General features: G+C 62.3%; 16 protein-coding genes. 12 read left to right on the top strand and 4 right to left on the bottom strand.

Translation table 11 applies throughout. From position 1 onward, the window contains the following. Positions 1 to 36: 36 nt before the first annotated feature. From BMY68_RS06595 to BMY68_RS06580, 4 genes are all read left to right on the top strand, one after another. Positions 37 to 1,071: a heme utilization protein gene (locus tag BMY68_RS06595; RefSeq protein WP_085530925.1), complete on the top strand. Its 1,035-nt coding sequence runs from the start codon at positions 37 to 39 to the stop codon at positions 1,069 to 1,071. 63 nt (positions 1,072 to 1,134) lie between these two features. Further along, positions 1,135 to 1,815: a C39 family peptidase gene (locus BMY68_RS06590; RefSeq protein ID WP_085530926.1), complete on the top strand. Its 681-nt coding sequence runs from the start codon at positions 1,135 to 1,137 to the stop codon at positions 1,813 to 1,815. 44 nt (positions 1,816 to 1,859) lie between these two features. Then, positions 1,860 to 2,606 (top strand): hypothetical protein, encoded by a 747-nt coding sequence (locus BMY68_RS06585; protein ID WP_037005200.1) that lies wholly within the window; start codon positions 1,860 to 1,862, stop codon positions 2,604 to 2,606. 45 nt (positions 2,607 to 2,651) lie between these two features. Continuing rightward, entirely contained in the window at positions 2,652 to 3,944 is a 1,293-nt protein-coding gene (locus tag BMY68_RS06580) for a transporter (RefSeq protein ID WP_009043765.1), read from the top strand. A gap of 61 nt (positions 3,945 to 4,005) precedes the next feature. Here BMY68_RS06580 and BMY68_RS06575 read toward each other — a convergent pair whose 3' ends face one another. Beyond that, the gene (locus tag BMY68_RS06575) at positions 4,006 to 5,331 is read right to left on the bottom strand and encodes a sigma-54 dependent transcriptional regulator (RefSeq protein WP_009043764.1); all 1,326 of its coding nucleotides are present in this window, start codon (positions 5,329 to 5,331) and stop codon (positions 4,006 to 4,008) included. Between the two features lie 352 nt (positions 5,332 to 5,683). On the opposite strand from BMY68_RS06575, the gene BMY68_RS06570 reads away from it, so the two are divergent. Then, on the top strand, positions 5,684 to 5,950 hold the full coding sequence (locus BMY68_RS06570; protein WP_009043763.1) for a hypothetical protein: 267 nt from the start codon (positions 5,684 to 5,686) through the stop codon (positions 5,948 to 5,950). A gap of 409 nt (positions 5,951 to 6,359) precedes the next feature. Then, positions 6,360 to 7,862, top strand: a complete 1,503-nt coding sequence (gene nhaB, locus BMY68_RS06565; RefSeq protein ID WP_085530927.1) for a sodium/proton antiporter NhaB — start codon at positions 6,360 to 6,362, stop codon at positions 7,860 to 7,862. 126 nt (positions 7,863 to 7,988) lie between these two features. Here nhaB and BMY68_RS06560 read toward each other — a convergent pair whose 3' ends face one another. From BMY68_RS06560 to gnd, 3 genes are read right to left on the bottom strand one after another with little or no spacing between them, the layout of a single operon-like run. Continuing rightward, positions 7,989 to 8,810, bottom strand: coding sequence for a Cof-type HAD-IIB family hydrolase (locus tag BMY68_RS06560; protein ID WP_085530928.1), 822 nt, complete (start codon positions 8,808 to 8,810; stop codon positions 7,989 to 7,991). Beyond that, a complete protein-coding gene (gene zwf / locus BMY68_RS06555) occupies positions 8,807 to 10,327 on the bottom strand; it encodes a glucose-6-phosphate dehydrogenase (RefSeq protein ID WP_085530929.1) in 1,521 nt (506 codons plus the stop codon). Before zwf ends, BMY68_RS06560 begins: the two co-directional genes overlap by 4 nt. Then, on the bottom strand, positions 10,324 to 11,337 hold the full coding sequence (gene gnd, locus BMY68_RS06550; protein WP_275668575.1) for a phosphogluconate dehydrogenase (NAD(+)-dependent, decarboxylating): 1,014 nt from the start codon (positions 11,335 to 11,337) through the stop codon (positions 10,324 to 10,326). Before gnd ends, zwf begins: the two co-directional genes overlap by 4 nt. A 230-nt stretch (positions 11,338 to 11,567) precedes the next feature. Here gnd and BMY68_RS29820 point away from each other — a divergent pair, with 230 nt between their 5' ends. The 6 genes from BMY68_RS29820 (at position 11,568) to BMY68_RS06525 (ending at position 19,218) form a co-directional block, all read left to right on the top strand. After that, complete coding sequence (locus BMY68_RS29820; protein WP_007922719.1) at positions 11,568 to 11,741, top strand: DUF6026 family protein; 174 nt, start codon at positions 11,568 to 11,570, stop codon at positions 11,739 to 11,741. 284 nt (positions 11,742 to 12,025) lie between these two features. Continuing rightward, entirely contained in the window at positions 12,026 to 13,768 is a 1,743-nt protein-coding gene (locus BMY68_RS06545; RefSeq protein ID WP_085530931.1) for a phosphoethanolamine transferase CptA, read from the top strand. 217 nt (positions 13,769 to 13,985) lie between these two features. Beyond that, a complete protein-coding gene (locus tag BMY68_RS06540) occupies positions 13,986 to 16,232 on the top strand; it encodes a TonB-dependent siderophore receptor (RefSeq protein WP_085530932.1) in 2,247 nt (748 codons plus the stop codon). Between the two features lie 185 nt (positions 16,233 to 16,417). After that, positions 16,418 to 16,639 (top strand): hypothetical protein, encoded by a 222-nt coding sequence (locus BMY68_RS06535; protein ID WP_009043741.1) that lies wholly within the window; start codon positions 16,418 to 16,420, stop codon positions 16,637 to 16,639. A 489-nt stretch (positions 16,640 to 17,128) separates the two neighbouring features. Then, complete coding sequence (locus tag BMY68_RS06530) at positions 17,129 to 17,803, top strand: heavy metal response regulator transcription factor (RefSeq protein WP_009043740.1); 675 nt, start codon at positions 17,129 to 17,131, stop codon at positions 17,801 to 17,803. Next, on the top strand, positions 17,800 to 19,218 hold the full coding sequence (locus BMY68_RS06525; protein ID WP_009043739.1) for a heavy metal sensor histidine kinase: 1,419 nt from the start codon (positions 17,800 to 17,802) through the stop codon (positions 19,216 to 19,218). Before BMY68_RS06530 ends, BMY68_RS06525 begins: the two co-directional genes overlap by 4 nt. Positions 19,219 to 19,224: the final 6 nt, after the last annotated feature.

The following is a 19,224-nucleotide window of genomic DNA, read 5'->3' as shown; positions in this document are numbered from 1 at the left end:
AACACTTAACCAACTAAATAAGCACGGAGAAACACCATGAAACCTACAATGGCTCTCAAGCCACTGGTTTTTGCCCTCGCCGCGGTCATGGCGATCGCTGCACAGGCAGGCGGTAATGACGACAACCACGGTGGCCATGGCGGTCACGGTGGCCACCACGGCGGTCACGGCGGCCACGGTGGACATGGCGGCAACGACGGCCAAGACCTCAACACCAAGCTGCAACTCACTGCCGGTGCTGTGGCCAACGTGACCGATGAGCAGTACAGCTCGGGCAACAGCGTCAGCAACCGCGGCACCCACAACAACGCCGACGCCAGCGACTCGATGAACAACTCCAACGGCAACATGGGCGCCAACGTGGCTGCCGGCGACGGTAACCAGCAAGACAACGCCGTCGCCCTGGCCACCGCCGATGAAAGCTTCATCTTCGGCAGCGCGGTAGCCACTTCCAGCGCGACCCAGACCAACACCAACAACACGGTGAAAAACTGGTCCACGCAAAACAGCGCAACACTCGACAATGCAGGCAACAGCGGCTCCGGCAACATCGGCATCAACGTCACCGCCGGCGACTTCAACCAACAGAAAAACAACCTGGCAATCGCCGTATCCGGCGGACGCGTAGCGACCGCGTCAGCTTCGGCCGACCAGACCTCCACTGGCCTGGACGTGGACAACAAGGGTGTGCGTACCTACAAAACAGACACCCTCAGCGGCAGTTTCAATGCCTCGGGCACCTACAAAGGCACCGGCTACGGCAAGATCCAGGGCGACGACGATCACCATGGTGGCGGTCATGGCTACGACGATCGTAGCGGCGGTGGCGATCACGATAATGGCAATCAGAAGTTCACCTTCAAGGAACAAGGCACGATCGAACTGTCCGGCGTCTGGACCAAGCAAGTGCTGACCAAAGACGGCTGGAAAAACCCTGTGATCAACAACGCGTCGATGTCTGGCTCGATGAACGGCTTCTCCGGCAACGGCGGCGCCAACGTCTCGGCGGGTGTCGGCAACCAACAAAGCAACTCGCTGTCCATCGCTGCCGGCTGCAGAGCCTGCCTGTAATCACGAGAGTGACGAAAGCCCCGGAAACGGGGCTTTTCCACCGTCCCACAAGGCGTAGCGATCATGCGAATGGCGACCTTTTCCCTTTTGCTTTGTCTGACCGGCCTGGCTCAGGCCGCGCAGATGCCGGTGGCCGTGTTGCCGGGCGGCAACCTGGTGTACAAGCAGGTGCAGAGCGTGCGGGAGCGCAAATTCGCCGACCTGGTCGAGCAGAAAACCGATTTCAGCTGCGGCGCTGCCGCACTGGCGACGGTGCTGCGCCAGGCCTACTGGCTCGACGTCGATGAGGAGCACGTCATCAAAGGCATGCTGGCCACCGCTGACCAGGACCTTGTGCGTACCCAGGGTTTCTCCATGCTGGACATGAAGCGCTACCTGGAAAGCATCGGCATGCGCGCCCGGGGCTACCGGATACCTCCCGACAAGCTACAGGCGGTCTCCATTCCGGTGGTGGTACTGATGGACATTCGTGGTTACAAGCACTTCGTGGTCATGCAGCGGGCGCAGAAAGACTGGGTCTATGTCGGCGACCCCGTCCTCGGTCATAAACGCTACTCCCACGAAGACTTTGTCAAAGGCTGGAACGGTATCGTCTTCGCCATCGTCGGCCCCGGCTACGACAAGGCCAACGCCTTGCGCGACCCGCCCAACCCGCTGACGGCCAAGAACAAGCTGGATACCTTCAACCCGGTCAAAGACGCAGAACTGATGGAATTCGGTTTCATTCAGAGCGACTTCTTCTAGGGTCGCCCTAAGGATAAAGGGGCAGGATGCTCCGGGAGCAGCAGATGAAAAGCGCTTACTGGCTGGCCGCTGCCTGCCTGGTCACAAGTTTTCCTGCGTACGCCAACGCAGGGTTCAAGCCTATAGAAATCAAGGACCAGGAACTCTCCGAGCTCCGCGGTCGCTACGTCATGCCGGGGCGGATCATCAGCTTCGGCATTGTCATGAGCAGCACCTGGCGCAATGCCTCGGGCGATCTGATCGGCGCCACGACCACCATGCAGATCCAGCAATCGACGATCAAGCCAGAATTCTATGTCTCCACGATCACCGAAAGCGGCAACGGCTCGACGCCGACCCAGGGCTCGGGCAACGTGATCGGCGGCGCGGGCCTGGCCACCACCCAAGGGGTGACCCAGAGCGTACGCGCGGCGGGCGATGGCAATAGCGCCTATAACAACGTCTCCATCGACGTCAAGGAAGCCAGGCATGCCCCGGCGCTGGTGCCGGCGCAGGGCCAGCTGTTGATGAGCGGGCAAACCATCAGCGGCAGCAATGCCGCGGGCAGCGTGGCCGTGTCCGCCACCGGTGGCGGCATCCAGATGGCCATCCAGGCCAGCAACAACCAGGGCTCAGCCCTGCAACAAGTGGCCCAGGGCGGCTTGCTGCAGAACACCCGCCTGCTGGGCGACAGCAACCTGGTCAGCAACCTGACCCAACTGAACGTGGTGCTCAACAATAACGGGGCGAGCACCGGCGCTTTGGATTGCAACCTGACCCAGCTCAAGGGCCTTCGCAACCTGGGATATTGAACTACGCTGATTCTCGATCATTAGGCTTAAAGGGACGGCTTATTCATGTATCGATCAGTCTCGCTGCGCGCAGTTGTATGCCTGAGCACGCTCCTCCCGACGGCACTGCTGCAGGCAGCGCCTGATGCCGACGTAGAGGCCCTAAAACAAGAATTACTGGAGCTTAAGCAACGTTACGAAGTGCAGCAGAAAGCACTGGCGGTATTGGAACAACGGGTACGCCAGGTCGAGGAGCAACCGGCGGCGCCCCCCCCGAAACGCCTGGCCAAGTCGCCAGCGGACATGCGTGGCAACCAGCAGGTGGCCGGGACCACGAGCAAAGGCCCGACCCCGGCCGGCGGCAGTTCCTACGGGGAATCGCTCAAGGATGATTCGCAACCGGCGCAGAGTGTGTCCAACCTGTACGACGAAGCCAGCGGCTTCTTCGGCGGCGGCAAGTTCAGTGTCGAGACCGGCCTGACCTACTCCCGTTATGACACCCGGCAGCTGATTCTCAACGGCTTCCTGGCGCTGGACTCGATTTTCCTCGGCAATATCAACCTGGACCGGATCAAGGCCGACAACTGGACCCTCGACCTCACGGCCCGCTACAACCTGGACAACCGTTGGCAGTTCGACGTCAACGTGCCGGTGGTCTACCGCGAATCGACCTACCAGTCCGGCGGCGCGCAGAACGGCGCGGCGGGCGTCACCAGTGAAAAGACCGTGTCCAAGGACCCGACCCTCGGCGACGTGAACTTCGGCATCGCCTACAAATTCCTCGACGAATCGGTCAATACCCCGGACGCGGTGTTGACCCTGCGCGTCAAGGCGCCGACCGGCGAAGAACCGTTCGGCATCAAGCTGCGCCAGGTCCAGGACAACACCAACCTGTTCGTCCCGGATGACCTGCCGACCGGTAACGGCGTCTGGTCGATCACCCCCGGTATCTCGCTGGTCAAGACCTTCGACCCGGCGGTGCTGTTCGGCACCCTCTCCTACACCCACAACCTGGAGGAATCGTTCGACGACATCAGCTCCACGGTCAACCAGAAGACCCCGGGCAAGGTCAAGCTCGGCGACAGCTTCCAGATCGGCATGGGCGTCGCCTTCGCCCTGAACGAGAAGATGAGTATGTCGTTCTCCTTCTCGGACCTGATCCAGCGCAAGAGCAAGCTCAAGGAAGACGGCGGCGACTGGCAGTCCGTGGTGTCCAGCGATGCCAACGCCGGCTACTTCAACGTCGGCATGACCGTGGCGGCCACCGACAACCTGACCATAGTGCCCAACCTGTCCATCGGCCTGACCGACGATGCGCCGGACTTCACCTTCAGCCTGAAATTCCCCTACTACTTCTAAACACCCAACCAAAAAAGGCCCGCGGCGATCACCTCGCCGCGGGCCTTTTCGTCGCACCGCCCTAGCGGATCTGATGCTTGTGCAGCAACCGGTAGAAAGTCGGGCGCGATACGCCCAGCACCCTGGCCGCGACACTCAGGTTGTCGCTGTGCCGACTCAAGACGTCGCACAGGGCCTGGCGCTCGGCCCGATGCTTGTAGTCCTCCAGCGTGCCCATGGGCGCGATGCTCGCCTGCGGACTGAGCAGGCCCAGGTCCCGGGCCTCAATCTGCCGGCCCTCGGCCAGTACCAGGCCGCGTCGCACCCGGTTGGCCAGTTCGCGGACATTGCCCGGCCAGTCGTGCTTGCCCATGGCCACCAGCGCGTCTTCGCTGAAACTGCGCGGCCGGCGCCCGGTTTCCTGGCTATAGAAGTGGGAAAAGTGGCTGGCCAGCATGCCGATATCGCCATGCCGTTCGCGCAATGGCGCGGTGACCACCTGCAACACATTCAGGCGGTAATACAGGTCTTCGCGAAAGCGCCCCTTGTCGATCGCCGCCTCGAGGTCGACATGAGTCGCCGCCAGCACCCGTACATCCACCGGAATCGGCTGGCTGCCACCCACCCGTTCAATGTGTTTTTCCTGCAAAAAGCGCAACAGATTGGCCTGCAGTTCCAGCGGCAGGTCGCCGATTTCGTCGAGAAACAGGGTGCCGCCATGGGCCGCCTCGATACGCCCGACCTTGCGTTGATGGGCGCCGGTGAACGCGCCCTTCTCATGGCCGAACAGTTCGGACTGGATCAGGTGCTCGGGGATCGCCCCGCAGTTGATCGCCACGAAGGGTTTGCTGTGGCGCTGCGACTGGCGGTGCAGGGTCCTGGCCACCAGCTCCTTGCCCGTCCCGCTTTCGCCGCGAATCAGCACCGGCGACTCGGTGGGCGCCAGCTTGCTCAAGAGTTTGCGCAAGTCGCGGATCGGTCGGCTGTCGCCCAGCAACTCATGCTCGGGTTGAGCGACATGAATGTGCCCCTGGCCACGCAGGCGGGCCATGCCGAAAGCCCGTCCGAGAGTCACCTGGACCCGCGAGACATCGAACGGCAGGGTGTGGAAATCGAAAAACCACTCGCAGACAAAATCGCCGACTTTCTGCAGACGTAGCACGTCCGGGCTGAGCACCGCGATCCACTCGGTACCGCTGCGGCTGATCAGGTCCTTGACAGCTTCCGGTCGCTCCAGGTGAAAGGCCTGCAAACGCAGCAAGCCGACGTCACAGCCGCGATCGACGGCCGATTCCAGGTCACAACTGTCGACATCCCAGCCCACCGTGCGTAATCCAGGCAGCAGACGATGGCAATCGTCGCACGGGTCAACCACTAAAAGGCGGCGTAAGGCGGTCGCTTCAAGCATGACTGTTCCTTGGCGCCAAAAAGAGGAAAAGTTATTAGAAACAGTAGTTTGGCAAACCTGGCTGTAACATTAGCAATTACTTGACGGGGTCTTGTATCGATTGTTTATAGCGTCAATCACCATTTGGACTAACCCTTAGATGGAATCCCAAAGCCCGGTTTAATTGCCTGCGCCAATCTTTCATTCAGCTTTCAAAAGAAGGCTCTGAACCGCGGCTGTGAACAAAAGTTGTAAATTCTGGTCTTTCTATGTGACCTGATCCCTGGTTCGAGACATCAGTACAAGTAACCAGCCGAACGGTAAGCCCAACCGACGGCACATCATTTGATTGGGCACATAGAGAGAAGACCCCATGAACGCCCCGCTCCGTATCAACGAAGCACTTTTGATCGCCGACCGCGCATTCCAGCCATTCCAATGCGTCGCCTGGGCCCCACAAGACGGTAACGGCGAACTGAGCCTGACCGTCATCGACCGCACCAATACCCGTATTGGTCGCAAACAGATTCCAAGCAGCGCCTACTCCGACCCGGCGCAACTGGAAGACCTGCTGAAACAGGCCCGCGCCGAACTGAGCCAGGAAGGTTACACACTGCAATCCTGGGTCATGCCAGAGTAAGAACATGGACGCAGATCACCTTCGGGTGATCTGCGTTATTTTGTCGCAGTTGATATATGTCGACTCTTCGGGGCTTATCTGAAAGTTCAACTCTTTCAGTTTTTCCCAACCGCTGACCTGCCCACCAACCATAAACTCCCTCCTCTTCTTATTTCATCTCGAGCCAGACGTTAGTCCACCCGCGACAAGTTTCTTTAGTTTCCACGACATTCCCTTCGATGAACGCAGGCGGTCGATGCCACCCACTCTCGCCTCAAGGTCCGGTCTGAACCTGAGGGCCATCCGCGCCAGTGACAATCGACAAGCAAACCGTGGCCTGCCGAAGGTTGTGGCAAAAGATTTCAGAGTTTCTTGATCTTCACCGGTGCTTGCGGCAAGTTGCGCGCTTCTTCAATACAAGGAGCAGCCAATGTCCGGTTCACTGGCCCAGGCTTTCGCCCACAACTTTCTCGGCCATTCACCGCGCTGGTACAAAGCCAGCATCCTCGCCTTCCTGCTGCTCAACCCCTTGCTGCTGTTCACCGTCGGTCCGGTGGCGGCCGGCTGGATGCTGGTGGCCGAGTTCATCTTCGCCCTGGCCATGGCCCTCAAGTGCTACCCGTTGATGCCCGGCGGCCTGCTGGTGCTGGAAGCCGTGGCGCTGGGCATGACCACGCCCCAGGCGCTGTACGACGAACTGGTGCACAACTTCCCGGTAATCCTGCTGCTGATGTTCATGGTGGCCGGCATCTATTTCATGAAGGAGCTGCTGCTGTTCCTGTTCTCCCGGCTGTTGCTGGGGGTGCGTTCCAAGGCGCTGCTGGGTCTGCTGTTCTGCTTTCTTTCGGCCTTCCTCTCGGCGTTTCTCGATGCCCTGACGGTCACGGCGGTGATCATCAGCGCTGCGGTGGGCTTCTATTCGGTGTATCACCGGGTGGCGTCCGGCAACGACCCGCGCCAGGACAGCGAATTCAACGACGACCAGCACTTGCCGCAACTGCATCACCAGGACCTCGAACAATTCCGCGCCTTCCTGCGCAGCCTGCTGATGCATGGCGCGGTGGGCACTGCCCTGGGTGGCGTCTGCACCCTGGTGGGCGAGCCGCAGAACCTGCTGATCGGCCATGAAATGGGTTGGCACTTCGCCGACTTCTTCCTCAAGGTCGCCCCGGTGTCCCTGCCGGTGCTGGTGGCCGGGCTGGTGACCTGCGTGCTGCTGGAGAAACTGCGCTGGTTCGGCTACGGCACCCTGCTGCCGGACAACGTGCGCGCGGTGCTGGCCAACTACGCCGCCGAAGACAACGCCGAACGCACCGACCGGCAACGCGCGGCGCTGCTGGTACAAGGCGTGGCGGCGCTGATCCTGATTGCCGCGCTGGCCCTGCATATCGCCGAGGTCGGCCTGATCGGCCTGATGGTGATCGTGCTGATTACCGCGTTCACCGGCATCACCGACGAGCACCGCCTGGGCAGCGCGTTCAAGGATGCGATGCCGTTCACCGCCCTGCTGGTGGTGTTTTTCGCGGTGGTGGCGGTGATTCACGACCAGCAGCTGTTCACCCCGCTGATCCAGTGGGTGCTGGCGCTGCCGGCGAGCCAGCAACCGGGCATGCTGTTTATCGCCAACGGGCTGTTGTCGGCCATCAGCGATAACGTGTTCGTCGCCACCATCTACATCACCGAAGTGAAACAGGCCTTCGCTTCCGGACTGATGAGCCGCGAACACTTCGAAACCCTGGCGGTGGCGATCAACACCGGCACCAACCTGCCGAGCGTGGCCACGCCCAACGGCCAGGCGGCATTCCTGTTCCTGCTGACCTCGGCGATCGCGCCGCTGGTACGCCTGTCGTATGGACGCATGGTGTGGATGGCGTTGCCTTACACCGTGGTGATGGGGGTGCTGGGCTGGTATGCGGTGAGCTACTGGCTGTAAGTCTGTAGCAACTGCCGTAGGCTCGGGCCGCGTTCGGACGATAAGGCCGAAGGCCTTCAGCGATCTGGAGACCGCCGCGACCCTGCGGGTCGATCGCAGCCTGCGGCAGCGGCTACAGGTTTTGCATTAGCGCGGCAGGATGAATCGCTCGATTGCCTCGGCGGCGCCATCCACGACATTGCTGCCCGTCACCAGGTCGGCCTGGCGTTGCACCGCCGCTTCGGCCTGGCCCATGGCAATCGACAACCCGGCCTGCTGGAACATCGCCGGATCGTTGCCGCCATCGCCCAGCGCCGCGGTGCGCTCCAGCGGCACCCCAAGAAACTCCGCCAGGGTGATCAGCGCCTGCCCCTTGTTGGCCTGCAGCGCCGTCACATCCAGGTACACCGGTTGCGAGCGGGAGACCTGCGCCTGCCCGCCGACCTGCTCCAGCAAACGCGCCTCCAGCTCCACCAACAGTTCAGTGTCGGCACTGGCGGCGACTATCTTGTCGATGCGCGGCAGGTAGTCCTCGAAGCTCTCCACCACCACCGGCGGATAACCCAGGCCATGCTGCTCGCGCGGCACCATCGGCCCGTGGGGATTGCGCAGCAGCCATTCACCGTCGGCAAACACCCAGACTTCGACTTCCGGCTGCGGCGACAGCAGCGCCAGGACAGTGTTGGCGACCGCTACCGGCACATGGTGGCGCACCAGGAAACTGCCATCGGGATTGACGAGGGTGCCGCCATTGAACGCCGCGGTCGGCAGGTCGACGCCCAGGGCTTCGATCTGCTGCAACATGGCCCGCGGCGGCCGCCCGGTGGCGAGGCTGAAGAACACCCCGGCTTCGCGCAGCGCGCGCACCGCGGCGATGGTGCGCTGGCTCAGGCTGTGATCGGGCAGCAGCAAGGTGCCGTCCATGTCGCTGAGCAGGAACTGGATGGGATGCTGCCCTTCGCCCCTCATCCGAGGCTGTGCCATTCACGGCCGTCGCGGGTCAGCAACTCGTCGCCAGCCGCCGGTCCGTCTTCACCGGCCCGATAGATATGCACCTTGGCCTTTTCCTTCCAGGCATCGAGGAACGGCTGCACCGCGCGCCAGCCGTTTTCGATGTTGTCGGCGCGCTGGAACAGGGTCTGGTCGCCGGTCAGGCAATCGTAGATCAGCGTCTCGTAGCCGGTGGAAGGCTGCATCTCGAAGAAGTTCTTGTAGGCGAACCCCAGCTCGATATTGGCCATCTCCAGGGTCGGCCCGGGCTTTTTCGCCAGCAGGTCGAACCACATGCCTTCATTGGGCTGGATCTGGATGCGCAGGTAAGTCGGCTGCAAGTGGTCGACCTCGGTGTCGCGGAACTGCGCGTACGGCGCAGGCTTGAAACAGATGGCGATCTCGGTGTCGCGCACGCTCATGCGCTTGCCGGTGCGCAGGTAGAACGGCACGCCGACCCAACGCCAGTTGTCGATCATCACCTTGAGGGCGACGTAGGTTTCGGTATTGCTGTCCGGGGCCACGTTGGCCTCTTCGCGGTAGCCGGCCACCGGCTTGTCGCCCGCCTTGCCCGCCACGTACTGGCCACGCACCGAGTTGGCCAGGGCCTCTTCGGTGCTCCAGGGACGAATCGCCCCCACCACCTTGGCCTTTTCGCCGCGCACCGCGTCGGCGCCGAAGGCCGCCGGCGGTTCCATGGCGACCATCGCCAGCAGCTGGAACAGGTGATTGGGCACCATGTCGCGCAGGGCGCCGGTGTTTTCATAAAAGCTGCCACGGGTTTCCACCCCGACGGTTTCCGCCGCGGTGATTTGCACGTGGTCGATGTAATGGTTGTTCCAGAAAGCCTCGAACAGGCTGTTGGAGAAACGGCTGACCAGAATGTTCTGCACCGTCTCCTTGCCCAGGTAATGGTCGATCCGATAGATCTGCTTCTCGCTCATCACCTTGAGCAGGCATTCGTTCAGCGCTTGCGCCGTTTGTAGGTCGGAGCCGAACGGCTTCTCCACCACCACCCGGCGAAACGCGTTGTCCCCTTCGACCAGCAACCCCGACGCACCCAGGCGCTGCACCACTTCACTGAAGAAGCGCGGTGCGGTGGCCAGGTAGAACACCGCATTGCCGGTGCCGCTGGCGGCGATTTTCGCCGCCAGCGCGTCGTAGGTGCTGTCGTCCAGGAAGTCGCCCTGGACATAGCTGATGCCATTGGCCAGCTTGGCCCAGAGCGCCGGGTCCAGCGCTTGCGCGCCGTTGCCGACCTTGCCGGCAGCCTCGGTGCGAATGAAGTCCTCGAGCTTCTTGGCGAAATCCACATCGCTGATCGCGTTGTGATCGACGCCGACAATCTTCAACCCCTCATCCAGCAAGCCGTCACGGTTGAGGTTGTACAGCGCCGGCATCAGCAGGCGCTTGACCAGGTCGCCATGGGCGCCGAACAGAAACAGTGTGGTGGGTGGAGCGGGTTGAGCCTTGGACTTCTTTCGCGAGGAGGTCATTTTTTCGGAGTCTCCACGTGGCCGCCGAAGCCGAAGCGCATGGCCGACAGCATCTTGTCACCATAGGTGCTCTGCTGGCGGGAACGGAAACGGGCGAACAACGAACTCGACAGCACAGGAACCGGCACCGCCTGCTCGATGGCGGCCTCGATGGTCCAGCGACCTTCGCCGCTGTCGGCCACTTCACCGGAGAAACCGTCGAGTTGCGGATCGCTGGCCAGGGCGTCGGCGGTCAGGTCCAGCAACCAGGACGAGACCACGCTGCCACGGCGCCAGACTTCGGCGATATCGGCGACGTTGAGCTCGAAGCGCTGGTCTTGCGGCAGGCTTGGCGAGGCTTTGGTCTTGAGGATGTCGAAGCCCTCGGCGAAGGCCTGCATCATGCCGTACTCGATGCCGTTGTGGATCATCTTGACGAAGTGCCCGGCACCGGCGGGGCCGGCGTGGATGTAACCGCGCTCGGCGCGATCGTCTTCAGCCACCCGGTCCTTGGTCCGCGGGATGTCGCCCATGCCCGGTGCCAGCGCGTCGAACAGCGGGTCCAGGCGGCGCACCACCTCGGCGTCGCCGCCGATCATCATGCAGTAACCGCGCTCCAGGCCCCAGACGCCGCCGGAGGTGCCGACGTCGATGTAGTTCAGGCCTTTTTCCGCCAACGCCTGGGCGCGACGGATGTCGTCCTTATAGTAGGTGTTGCCGCCATCGATGATCACGTCGCCCGGTTCGAGCAACTGGCTGAGGGTTTCGATGGTGTCTTCGGTGGGCGCGCCAGCCGGCAGCATGACCCAGACCGCGCGCGGCTTCTCCAGGCCGGCGACCAGGGCCGGCAGGTCGGCGACGCCCTTGGCGCCTTCGCCACTCAGGGTGCTGACAAAAGCGCTGTTGCGGTCATAGACCACGGTTTCATGCCCATTGAGCATCAGGCGCCGCGCAATGTTTCCGCCCATGCGGCCCAGTCCGATAATCCCCAGTTGCATGTGCTGATGCTCCTTACTACTAAATTGTGTCAAAAGGTTATAGCCCAACGAGGCCAGTGAGGGTTAGTCCAGAGCGGCTGGACTAAGTTTCCCAAGCAGTGAGTGGATAACGACGCGAATCGCTTCGAAGGCACAACGACCACTGAAAATAAAAAAGTTCCCTTTGCCGGCAAAAGAAATCAAAATTGCCGCCGATAGTGTTTCAGGCCCCGGAATTCGAGCGGCCGGACCACAGTTGATGCACGCCATTTGCGAGGTGAGCAATGGGCACAGTACTACCGGCACGACCTGCACAAACCCTCTACGTCACTATCCGTCGTGACGAGTTGCGCGAACTGAAGAACGAGCGCGACCAGTTGAAGCAAGAGCTGGCGCAACTGCGCCTGGCATTGCAGAACCAGGGTCAGGTGGCTGCCGTCACCCAGCTACACGCCTGAGAATCCGAGGAACCCGCCCGCCGTGGCCGGTCCTTGCAACAGGTTATTAATGAAGCCGGCCGAGTCCTCGATGGATCGCCGGCTTCTTTTTGCCCGTCACTTTTTACCCTGCCCGCCTCCTGGCGACGGCATTATCTGACACGCAGGTACCAACTCACAAAGTTTTCACACCTTCTTATGGATACTCCGGCGCAATATTGCCGCCCCCACGGGCGCGGCGCGCGTTCGCCGAGGTAGTCGAAGCTTTCCGGCGAATGTCATGTTCAATGCAGCTGGAGCGTTCGATGGCAGTGTTTAAACGCGACAAGACGTCCGCGAAAGGGTTTGACTGGGCGGGCCTGGGTTGGCTCTTCCTGTTCTTCTGGTACTTCTCCGGCATCACCCAGTTACTGATCCAGCTGACCGACACCTCCGGGTTCGCCGGTTTCCGCCAGGCCTTCATCATGAGCGCGATCTGGCTGGCGCCGATGCTGCTGTTCCCGGCCCGCACCCGCGCGATGGCCGCCGTCATCGGCATCGTGCTCTGGGCCTGTTCCATGGCCAGCCTGGGTTACTTCTTCATCTACCAGCAGGAGTTCTCCCAGAGCGTCATCTTCATCATGTTCGAGTCGAACCCCTCCGAAGCCGGCGAGTACCTGACCCAGTACTTCGCCTGGTGGATGGTGCTGGCGTTCCTCGCCCATACCGCCTTCGCCCTCTTCCTCTGGACCCGCCTGCGCCCGGTCTACCTGCCGCGCGGTCGCGCGCTGGTGGCGGCCATGGCCATCCTGATCGCCATCATTGGCTACCCGCTGATCAAGCAGACCGTGCGCACCGGCAGCTTCGCCGGCGGCCTGGAGAAATTCGAGACGCGCATCGAGCCCGCGGTGCCGTGGCAGATGGTGGTGGCCTACCGGCGCTACCGCGAGCAGCTGGAAAACATGCAGGGCATGCTCGACAACGTGAGCAAGATCCCGCCGCTGCACAACCTCAAGGACAGCATGGCCAACCAGCCTTCGACCCTGGTCCTGGTGATCGGCGAGTCGACCAACCGCCAGCGCATGAGCCTCTACGGCTACCCGCGCCAGACCACGCCGGAGCTGGACAAGCTCAAGGACCAGCTGGCGATCTTCGATAACGTCATCACCCCGCGCCCCTACACCATCGAAGCCTTGCAGCAGGTGCTGACCTTCGCCGACGAAGAAAACCCCGACCTGTACCTCAAGACCCCGTCCCTGGTCAGCGTGATGAAGCAGGCCGGCTACAAGACCTACTGGATCACCAACCAGCAGACCATGACCAAGCGCAACACCATGCTCACCACCTTCTCCGAGCAGGCGGACGAGCAGGTCTACCTGAACAACAACCGCAACCAGAACGCCCGCCAGTACGACGGCGACGTGCTGGAGCCGTTCTCCAAGGCGCTGGCCGACGGCGCGCCGCGCAAGTTCATCGTGGTCCACCTGCTGGGCACCCACATGAGCTACCAGTACCGCTACCCGCCGAGCTACGACAAGTTCACCGACCGCACTGGCGTGCCGGCCGGCGTGCGTGACGACCAGGTGCCGACCTACAACAGCTACGACAACGCCGTGCTGTACAACGACTTCGTGGTTTCGAGCCTGATCAAGGACTACGCCAAGACCGACCCCAACGGCTTCCTGCTGTACCTGTCGGACCACGGCGAAGACGTGTTCGATTCCGCCGGCCACAACACCCTGGGCCGCAACGAAGGCAAGCCGACCGCGCCGATGTACACCATTCCGTTCATCGTCTGGGCCTCGCCGAAGTGGAAGCAGGACCACGACTGGAACTTCGCCGGCGACCTCGGCCGCCCCTACAGCAGCTCGCACCTGATCCACACCTGGGCCGACATGGCTGGGCTGAGTTCCGACGAACTGGACCGCAGCAAGAGCCTGGTCAGCGACAGCTTCAAGCCGCGCCCGTTGCTGATCGGCAACCCTTATGAACGCAACGAGAAAGCCCTGATCGACTTCAGCCTGATGAAGCCCAAGGCACCGCCACCCACCGCGGTAGTACAGAAATAAGTCGTACAGAAATAAGTCGTGCAGAAATAAGCGATGCCAGAATAAGCCTTTTCCTACGGGGCTCACGCAGCCCCGTAATACCGGCCCTCAATGCCCCTTCATGGGGCATTTTTGCATCCAGAAGATAATAATTATTCTCGTTTAAGCTAAATACCCTTCCGCCTTTTCGTCTCAGTGCAAACGGATTTTTTCCCTCGACGACAAGGAGACGGCAGCGATGCTCGCGCCATTCACCCGTTCCATGACTTTGACATTCGGCCTGTACGGCGCGGTTCTGAGCCCCGAGCTGCTGGCCGAAAGCGAACCCGCCCGGGACCCCGACCGCGGCGCCAGGACCCTGGAGCTCGATGCCACCAGCGTCACCGCCCAGGGCCTGGGTGCCACCACGGAAAATACCGGCTCCTACACCACCGGCAGCATGAGCACCGCCACGCGCCTGAACCTGTCGATCAAGGAAACCCCGCAATCGGTGTCGGTGGTGACCCGCCAGCAGATGGACGATTTCAAACTCGACACCTTGTCCGAGGTGCTGGGGCAAACCACCGGGGTGGTGGTCCAGCACCTGGACTCCGACCGGGTGAGCTATTCCTCCCGCGGCTACTCCATCAACAACTTCCAGATCGATGGCATGCTCAACACCTTCACCCGCATGAAGTCCGATGCGGACACCATCATCTACGACCGCATCGAGGTGGTCCGCGGCGCCACCGGCCTGACCACCGGTGCCGGCGACCCTTCGGCCACCGTCAACATGGTGCGCAAGCGACCGACCCACGAGTGGGCGGCCAAGGCCGGTGTCAGCGGCGGCAGCTACGACAACTACTACAGCTACGTCGACGTCGGCGGCCCGCTGGGGTTCGACGGACGCCTGCGCGGGCGCACGGTGCTGGCCTATCGCGACAGCCAGTCGTTTCGCGACCACTACCAGCTGCAGCGGGAAGTCGGCTACGGCATTCTCGAGGCCGACCTGACCGACAGCACCACCCTGGCCGTGGGCTACGACTATCAGGACAAGCAGGTCCAGGGCACCTCCTGGGGCACCGTGCCCTACTGGAATGCCGCGGGCGGCAAGGCCAACCTGCCGCGCTCCACCAACATGGCGGCGCACTGGAGCTCCTGGCCGCTCAGGGACAAGACCGCCTTCGCCACCCTCGACCAGCGCCTGGGCCACGACTGGCACCTGAAAGCCGCCTACACCCACCGCGACAGCGACAGCGACGGCAAGGTCTATTACGGCGGTGCCGGTTTCCCGGAAGCCGACCGCTCGGGCATGACCGCCTGGGCCAGCCATATGATCGGCACGCAGAAAATGCGCGTGTACGACTTCAACCTGGCCGGCCCCTACAGCCTGCTGGGCCGCGAACATGAGCTGATGCTGGGCTACGGCGAGGCCGAGCGCCGCGAGTCGTCACCCTACACCGTCGGCGGCCCGACACCACCGGGTTACGCCAGCATCGCCGACTGGAAATACATGGGCGGCATCGCCAAGTTTCCCGACACCGTGACCAACCTGCCCGGTTCCGGCGACAGCACCCGGCAAAAGGCCGGCTACCTGGCCACCCGCCTGAGTCTGGGCGACGACCTGCATGCGGTGCTCGGCAGCCGTTACGGCAGCTGGAGCGCCCACAGTCGTTCTCGCCGCTACGACGCCAACAACCAGCTGACCAGCCTCGAGGACACCCGCCAGCAGCACAACGACATGTGGACCCCCTACGCCGGCCTGCTGTACGACCTCACCCCGCAATACACGGTGTATGTCAGCTACACCGACATCTTCAAGCCCCAGACCCAGCGCGACGCCAGCCGCAAATACCTGGAACCGGTGGTCGGCAGCAACTACGAGCTGGGGCTCAAGGGCAGCCTGCTGGAGGAGCGCCTGAACCTGGTCACCGCAGTGTTCTGGAGCAAGCAGGACAACGTCGCCGAACTGGACAGCTCGGTGCCGCCGGACCCGGTCACTGGCGAGGAGTTCTACAAGTCGGGTGGCAAAGGCGGCAAGGTGCAGGGGTTCGAGGCCGAGGTCTCGGGTGAAATCCTCGCGGGCTGGAACCTCACCGCCGGCTACACCTACACCCACGCCCTGGACGGTGAAAAGCAGCGAGCCAACGGCGGCGAGCCGATGAACATGCTGCGCCTGTCGACCGCCTATCGCCTGCCGGGCCAGTGGCGGGCGCTGACCGTCGGCGGCAGCCTGAACTGGCAAAGCGAGATCTACGGCAGCAGCCGGCGGCCGGTGGGGCGCGACGGCAACGGGCGCATCGTCACCGAAAACACCCGCATCCATCAGCAGGCCTACAGCGTGGCCGGGCTGATGTCGCGCTACGAGTTCGACCCGCACCTGTCGGCCTCGCTCAACGTCACCAACCTGTTCGACAAGAAGTACTACGAACGGGTCGGCTTCTATAACGGCGTCTACTGGGGCGAACCGCGCACCCTGACCCTGAGCCTGGACTGGAAGCTGTAACCCGCCCTTCTTCCTACACGGCTCATATCTGTGGGCCGTCAGCGCCTCTCATCCGGGATGACAGCATTGTCATCCCGCCTTCAGCGTCCTGTTAACCCCTAGTTAATAAGATCGCGCCAGACTTCCCTCACTGCTTCGTTACAGGGACGCAACGGATACCGATCACCGTCAATGGGACATCGCATATGAAAGCCTCCACACTCCTGCTCGCCGGTCTGATGATTGCCAGCTCGGGTGCAGCGTTCGCCGAAGGCGGCGCTGAACGCATGAAGCACTACTGGGATAACTTCCCCATCAGCCAGCAGATACCCCGCACCGATAGCGAACAGACGTCCTCCGAGAACGGGAAAAAACCCCAGGCACCCGCCGAGGACCCGACCCGCGCCAGCGCGCAACCGGACGCCTGAAACACCCCGAGCTCTACTCCTCTCTGGCGATTATGCTCCCTTGCCAGAGAGGATCTTCCGGCGCCCTTTCACGGGCGCCTTTTTTATTGCCGTCGATATCAGCGACATGACCATGGGTTATCAACTTTCTGACGTCAAAATGACAATTACGCCATCTAAGCAACCGTCATTACCGGCTGTATTAATATAAGTTTCCGCCAAACTTAGACATATATTGAAACAGTAAATAACACATGATCGGTTTGAATCACTTCGCTTGGCTTGCTGTTGGAACAGCCAGCTAACCGGCTGTCGAAAACAGGCACAAGCCATTGATATCAGGCACTTTAAATCTTGACCCTAAAGCCACTTCAGGCTTGAGCATTCCCCCGACCCAAACGGCTGAGGCTATTTATCAGCAGCCACTTCGCGGGTTTTATGGCTGGTCCAACAACAACTTCATATCCAGCGCCATTGAAATCGTATTAATGATCAAGAGGTCACTTTTCCATGCGCATTCTGGTTGTCGAAGACGAGCGTAAAACTGCCGATTATCTGCATCAGGGCCTGACCGAAAGCGGGTATGTAGTCGACCGCGCCGCCACCGGTGTCGACGGGCTTTACCTGATCGAACAGCAAAACTACGAACTGGTGATTCTGGACGTCAATCTGCCGGAAAAGGACGGCTGGCAGGTGCTGGAAGACATGCGCAAGGACAGCAACGCCCGGGTGATGATGCTCTCGGCGCGCGGGCGCCTGGCCGACAAGGTCAAGGGGCTGGACCTGGGGGCCGACGATTACCTGGTCAAGCCGTTCGAGTTTCCCGAGTTGCTGGCGCGGGTGCGCACCCTGCTGCGGCGCAGCGAGAACCTGCCGGCGAGCGACACCCTGCGGGTCGCCGACCTGGAGCTCGACCCACGCCGGCACCGGGCCTATCGCGGCTCGCGGCGCATCGACCTGACCACCAAGGAGTTCACCCTGTTGCAGGTGCTGATGCGCCAATCGGGCGAGGTGCTGACCCGCACCCAGATCATCTCTCTGGTCTGGGACATGAACTTCGACTGCGACACCAACGTGGTGGAGGTCTCCATCAGCCGCCTGCGGGCGAAGATCGACGATGCCAGCGAGATCAAGTTGATCCATACCATCCGTGGCGTCGGTTATGTCCTGGAAGTGCGCCAATGAAAGCCGCGCAACGCACCGCCAGCAGCCTGTCCATGCGCCTGGGCCTGACCGTCAGCCTGATGGGTGCCGGCCTGGTGCTGCTGCTCGCGACCCTGGCCTACCTGGCCCTCAGCCACGAGCTGGGCAGCCTGGCGCGGGAAAGCCTGGACAGCAAACTCGAACAGATCCGCCACACCCTGACCAGCGACCTGAAGACCGGCGATATCGCCGCCCGCCCGCATTCGCTGCTGGACCTGGTGATGGGCCACGACAACCTGCACCTGAGCATTTTCGCCGCCGATCCCCAGGCCGAACCGCTGTTGAACATCGGCAACCGCAACCTGGGCCCGCTGCCCGAAGCCCTGACCCGGCCGGAAAGCCCGGTATTCCTCGACTGGCTCGACAGCGCCGGCAACCGGCTGCTCAGCACCTCCAGCCTGGTCAGCCTGCGCAATGGCGAACAGGTGCGGGTGGTACTGTCCCTGGACCGGGCCAACGACCAGGCGCTGCTCAGCGCCTACCTGCGCTCCACGGTGATCGCCCTGCCCCTGCTGCTGATGCTGATCGGCATCGGCGCCTGGTGGGTGGTGCAGCGTGGCCTGGCGCCGTTGCAGCAATTCAGCCGGGTGGCCGCCAAGGTCACCACCCAGGACCTGACCCATCGGCTGTCGCCGGACAACCTGCCAAGGGAGCTGGCCGAGCTGGCCCACAGCATCAATTTCATGCTGCACCGGCTCGACGGCGGCGTGCAGCAGCTCTCGCAATTCTCCGACGACCTGGCCCACGAGCTGCGCTCGCCCATCACCAACCTGATGGGCAAGGCCCAGGTCACCCTGTCCCGGGAGCGCCCGCCCCACGAGTACAAGGCGGTACTGGAGTCGAGCACCGAGGAGCTGGAGCGCCTGACCCGGATCGTCAGCGACATGCTGTTCCTCGCCCAGGTCAGCCACCCGGCCTCCCAGGTGGCGTTCGAAGCAATATCCCTGGGCGAGGAAGCGCGGCGGGTCACGGAACTGTTCGCCCTGAGCGCCGAGGAAAAGCACCTGGGCATCAGCCTGTCCGGCGATGGCCTGGTGTATGGCGACCGCCTGATGATCCAGCGGGCGATCTCCAACCTGCTGTCCAACGCCATCCGCCACAGCCCCCGGGCGTCGAGTATTTCGATCCTGGTGGAGGAGCATGAATCGAGCGTGTCGCTGTCGGTGGGCAACCCCGGCGCCGGTATCCCGGAGCAGCACCTGGCGCATCTGTTCGAGCGTTTCTATCGGGTCGACAGCAGCCGCTCGCGCGCCGAAGGCGGTACGGGATTGGGCTTGGCGATCGTGCGCTCGATCATGAACCTGCATCAGGGCCGGACCGAGGTCAGCAGCGTGCCGGGCAGCTTCACCCTGTTCCGCCTGGTGTTTGCCCGACTCAATCACCCGCCGCGCACCTGACGACGC

Origin of the sequence: Pseudomonas sp. NFACC41-3, from assembly GCF_900109505.1 — a bacterium.
GTDB lineage: Bacteria > Pseudomonadota > Gammaproteobacteria > Pseudomonadales > Pseudomonadaceae > Aquipseudomonas > Aquipseudomonas chlororaphis.
The sequence above is the reverse complement of the archived record's forward strand: the minus strand, read 5'-3'. Positions and strand labels throughout refer to the sequence as shown.

What these genes read in the sequence shown, in the direction of transcription:
- BMY68_RS06575 (WP_009043764.1), bottom strand. Translation starts at nt 5,331, where the DNA reads ATGCTTGAAGCGACCGCCTTACGCCGCCTTTTAGTGGTTGACCCGTGC.
- BMY68_RS06535 (WP_009043741.1), top strand. Translation starts at nt 16,418, where the DNA reads ATGAAAGCCTCCACACTCCTGCTCGCCGGTCTGATGATTGCCAGCTCG.
- BMY68_RS06545 (WP_085530931.1), top strand. Translation starts at nt 12,026, where the DNA reads ATGGCAGTGTTTAAACGCGACAAGACGTCCGCGAAAGGGTTTGACTGG.
- BMY68_RS29820 (WP_007922719.1), top strand. Translation starts at nt 11,568, where the DNA reads ATGGGCACAGTACTACCGGCACGACCTGCACAAACCCTCTACGTCACT.
- zwf (WP_085530929.1), bottom strand. Translation starts at nt 10,327, where the DNA reads ATGACCTCCTCGCGAAAGAAGTCCAAGGCTCAACCCGCTCCACCCACC.
- BMY68_RS06525 (WP_009043739.1), top strand. Translation starts at nt 17,800, where the DNA reads ATGAAAGCCGCGCAACGCACCGCCAGCAGCCTGTCCATGCGCCTGGGC.
- BMY68_RS06560 (WP_085530928.1), bottom strand. Translation starts at nt 8,810, where the DNA reads ATGAGGGGCGAAGGGCAGCATCCCATCCAGTTCCTGCTCAGCGACATG.
- nhaB (WP_085530927.1), top strand. Translation starts at nt 6,360, where the DNA reads ATGTCCGGTTCACTGGCCCAGGCTTTCGCCCACAACTTTCTCGGCCAT.
- BMY68_RS06570 (WP_009043763.1), top strand. Translation starts at nt 5,684, where the DNA reads ATGAACGCCCCGCTCCGTATCAACGAAGCACTTTTGATCGCCGACCGC.
- BMY68_RS06585 (WP_037005200.1), top strand. Translation starts at nt 1,860, where the DNA reads ATGAAAAGCGCTTACTGGCTGGCCGCTGCCTGCCTGGTCACAAGTTTT.
- BMY68_RS06540 (WP_085530932.1), top strand. Translation starts at nt 13,986, where the DNA reads ATGCTCGCGCCATTCACCCGTTCCATGACTTTGACATTCGGCCTGTAC.
- BMY68_RS06595 (WP_085530925.1), top strand. Translation starts at nt 37, where the DNA reads ATGAAACCTACAATGGCTCTCAAGCCACTGGTTTTTGCCCTCGCCGCG.
- BMY68_RS06530 (WP_009043740.1), top strand. Translation starts at nt 17,129, where the DNA reads ATGCGCATTCTGGTTGTCGAAGACGAGCGTAAAACTGCCGATTATCTG.
- BMY68_RS06590 (WP_085530926.1), top strand. Translation starts at nt 1,135, where the DNA reads ATGCGAATGGCGACCTTTTCCCTTTTGCTTTGTCTGACCGGCCTGGCT.
- BMY68_RS06580 (WP_009043765.1), top strand. Translation starts at nt 2,652, where the DNA reads ATGTATCGATCAGTCTCGCTGCGCGCAGTTGTATGCCTGAGCACGCTC.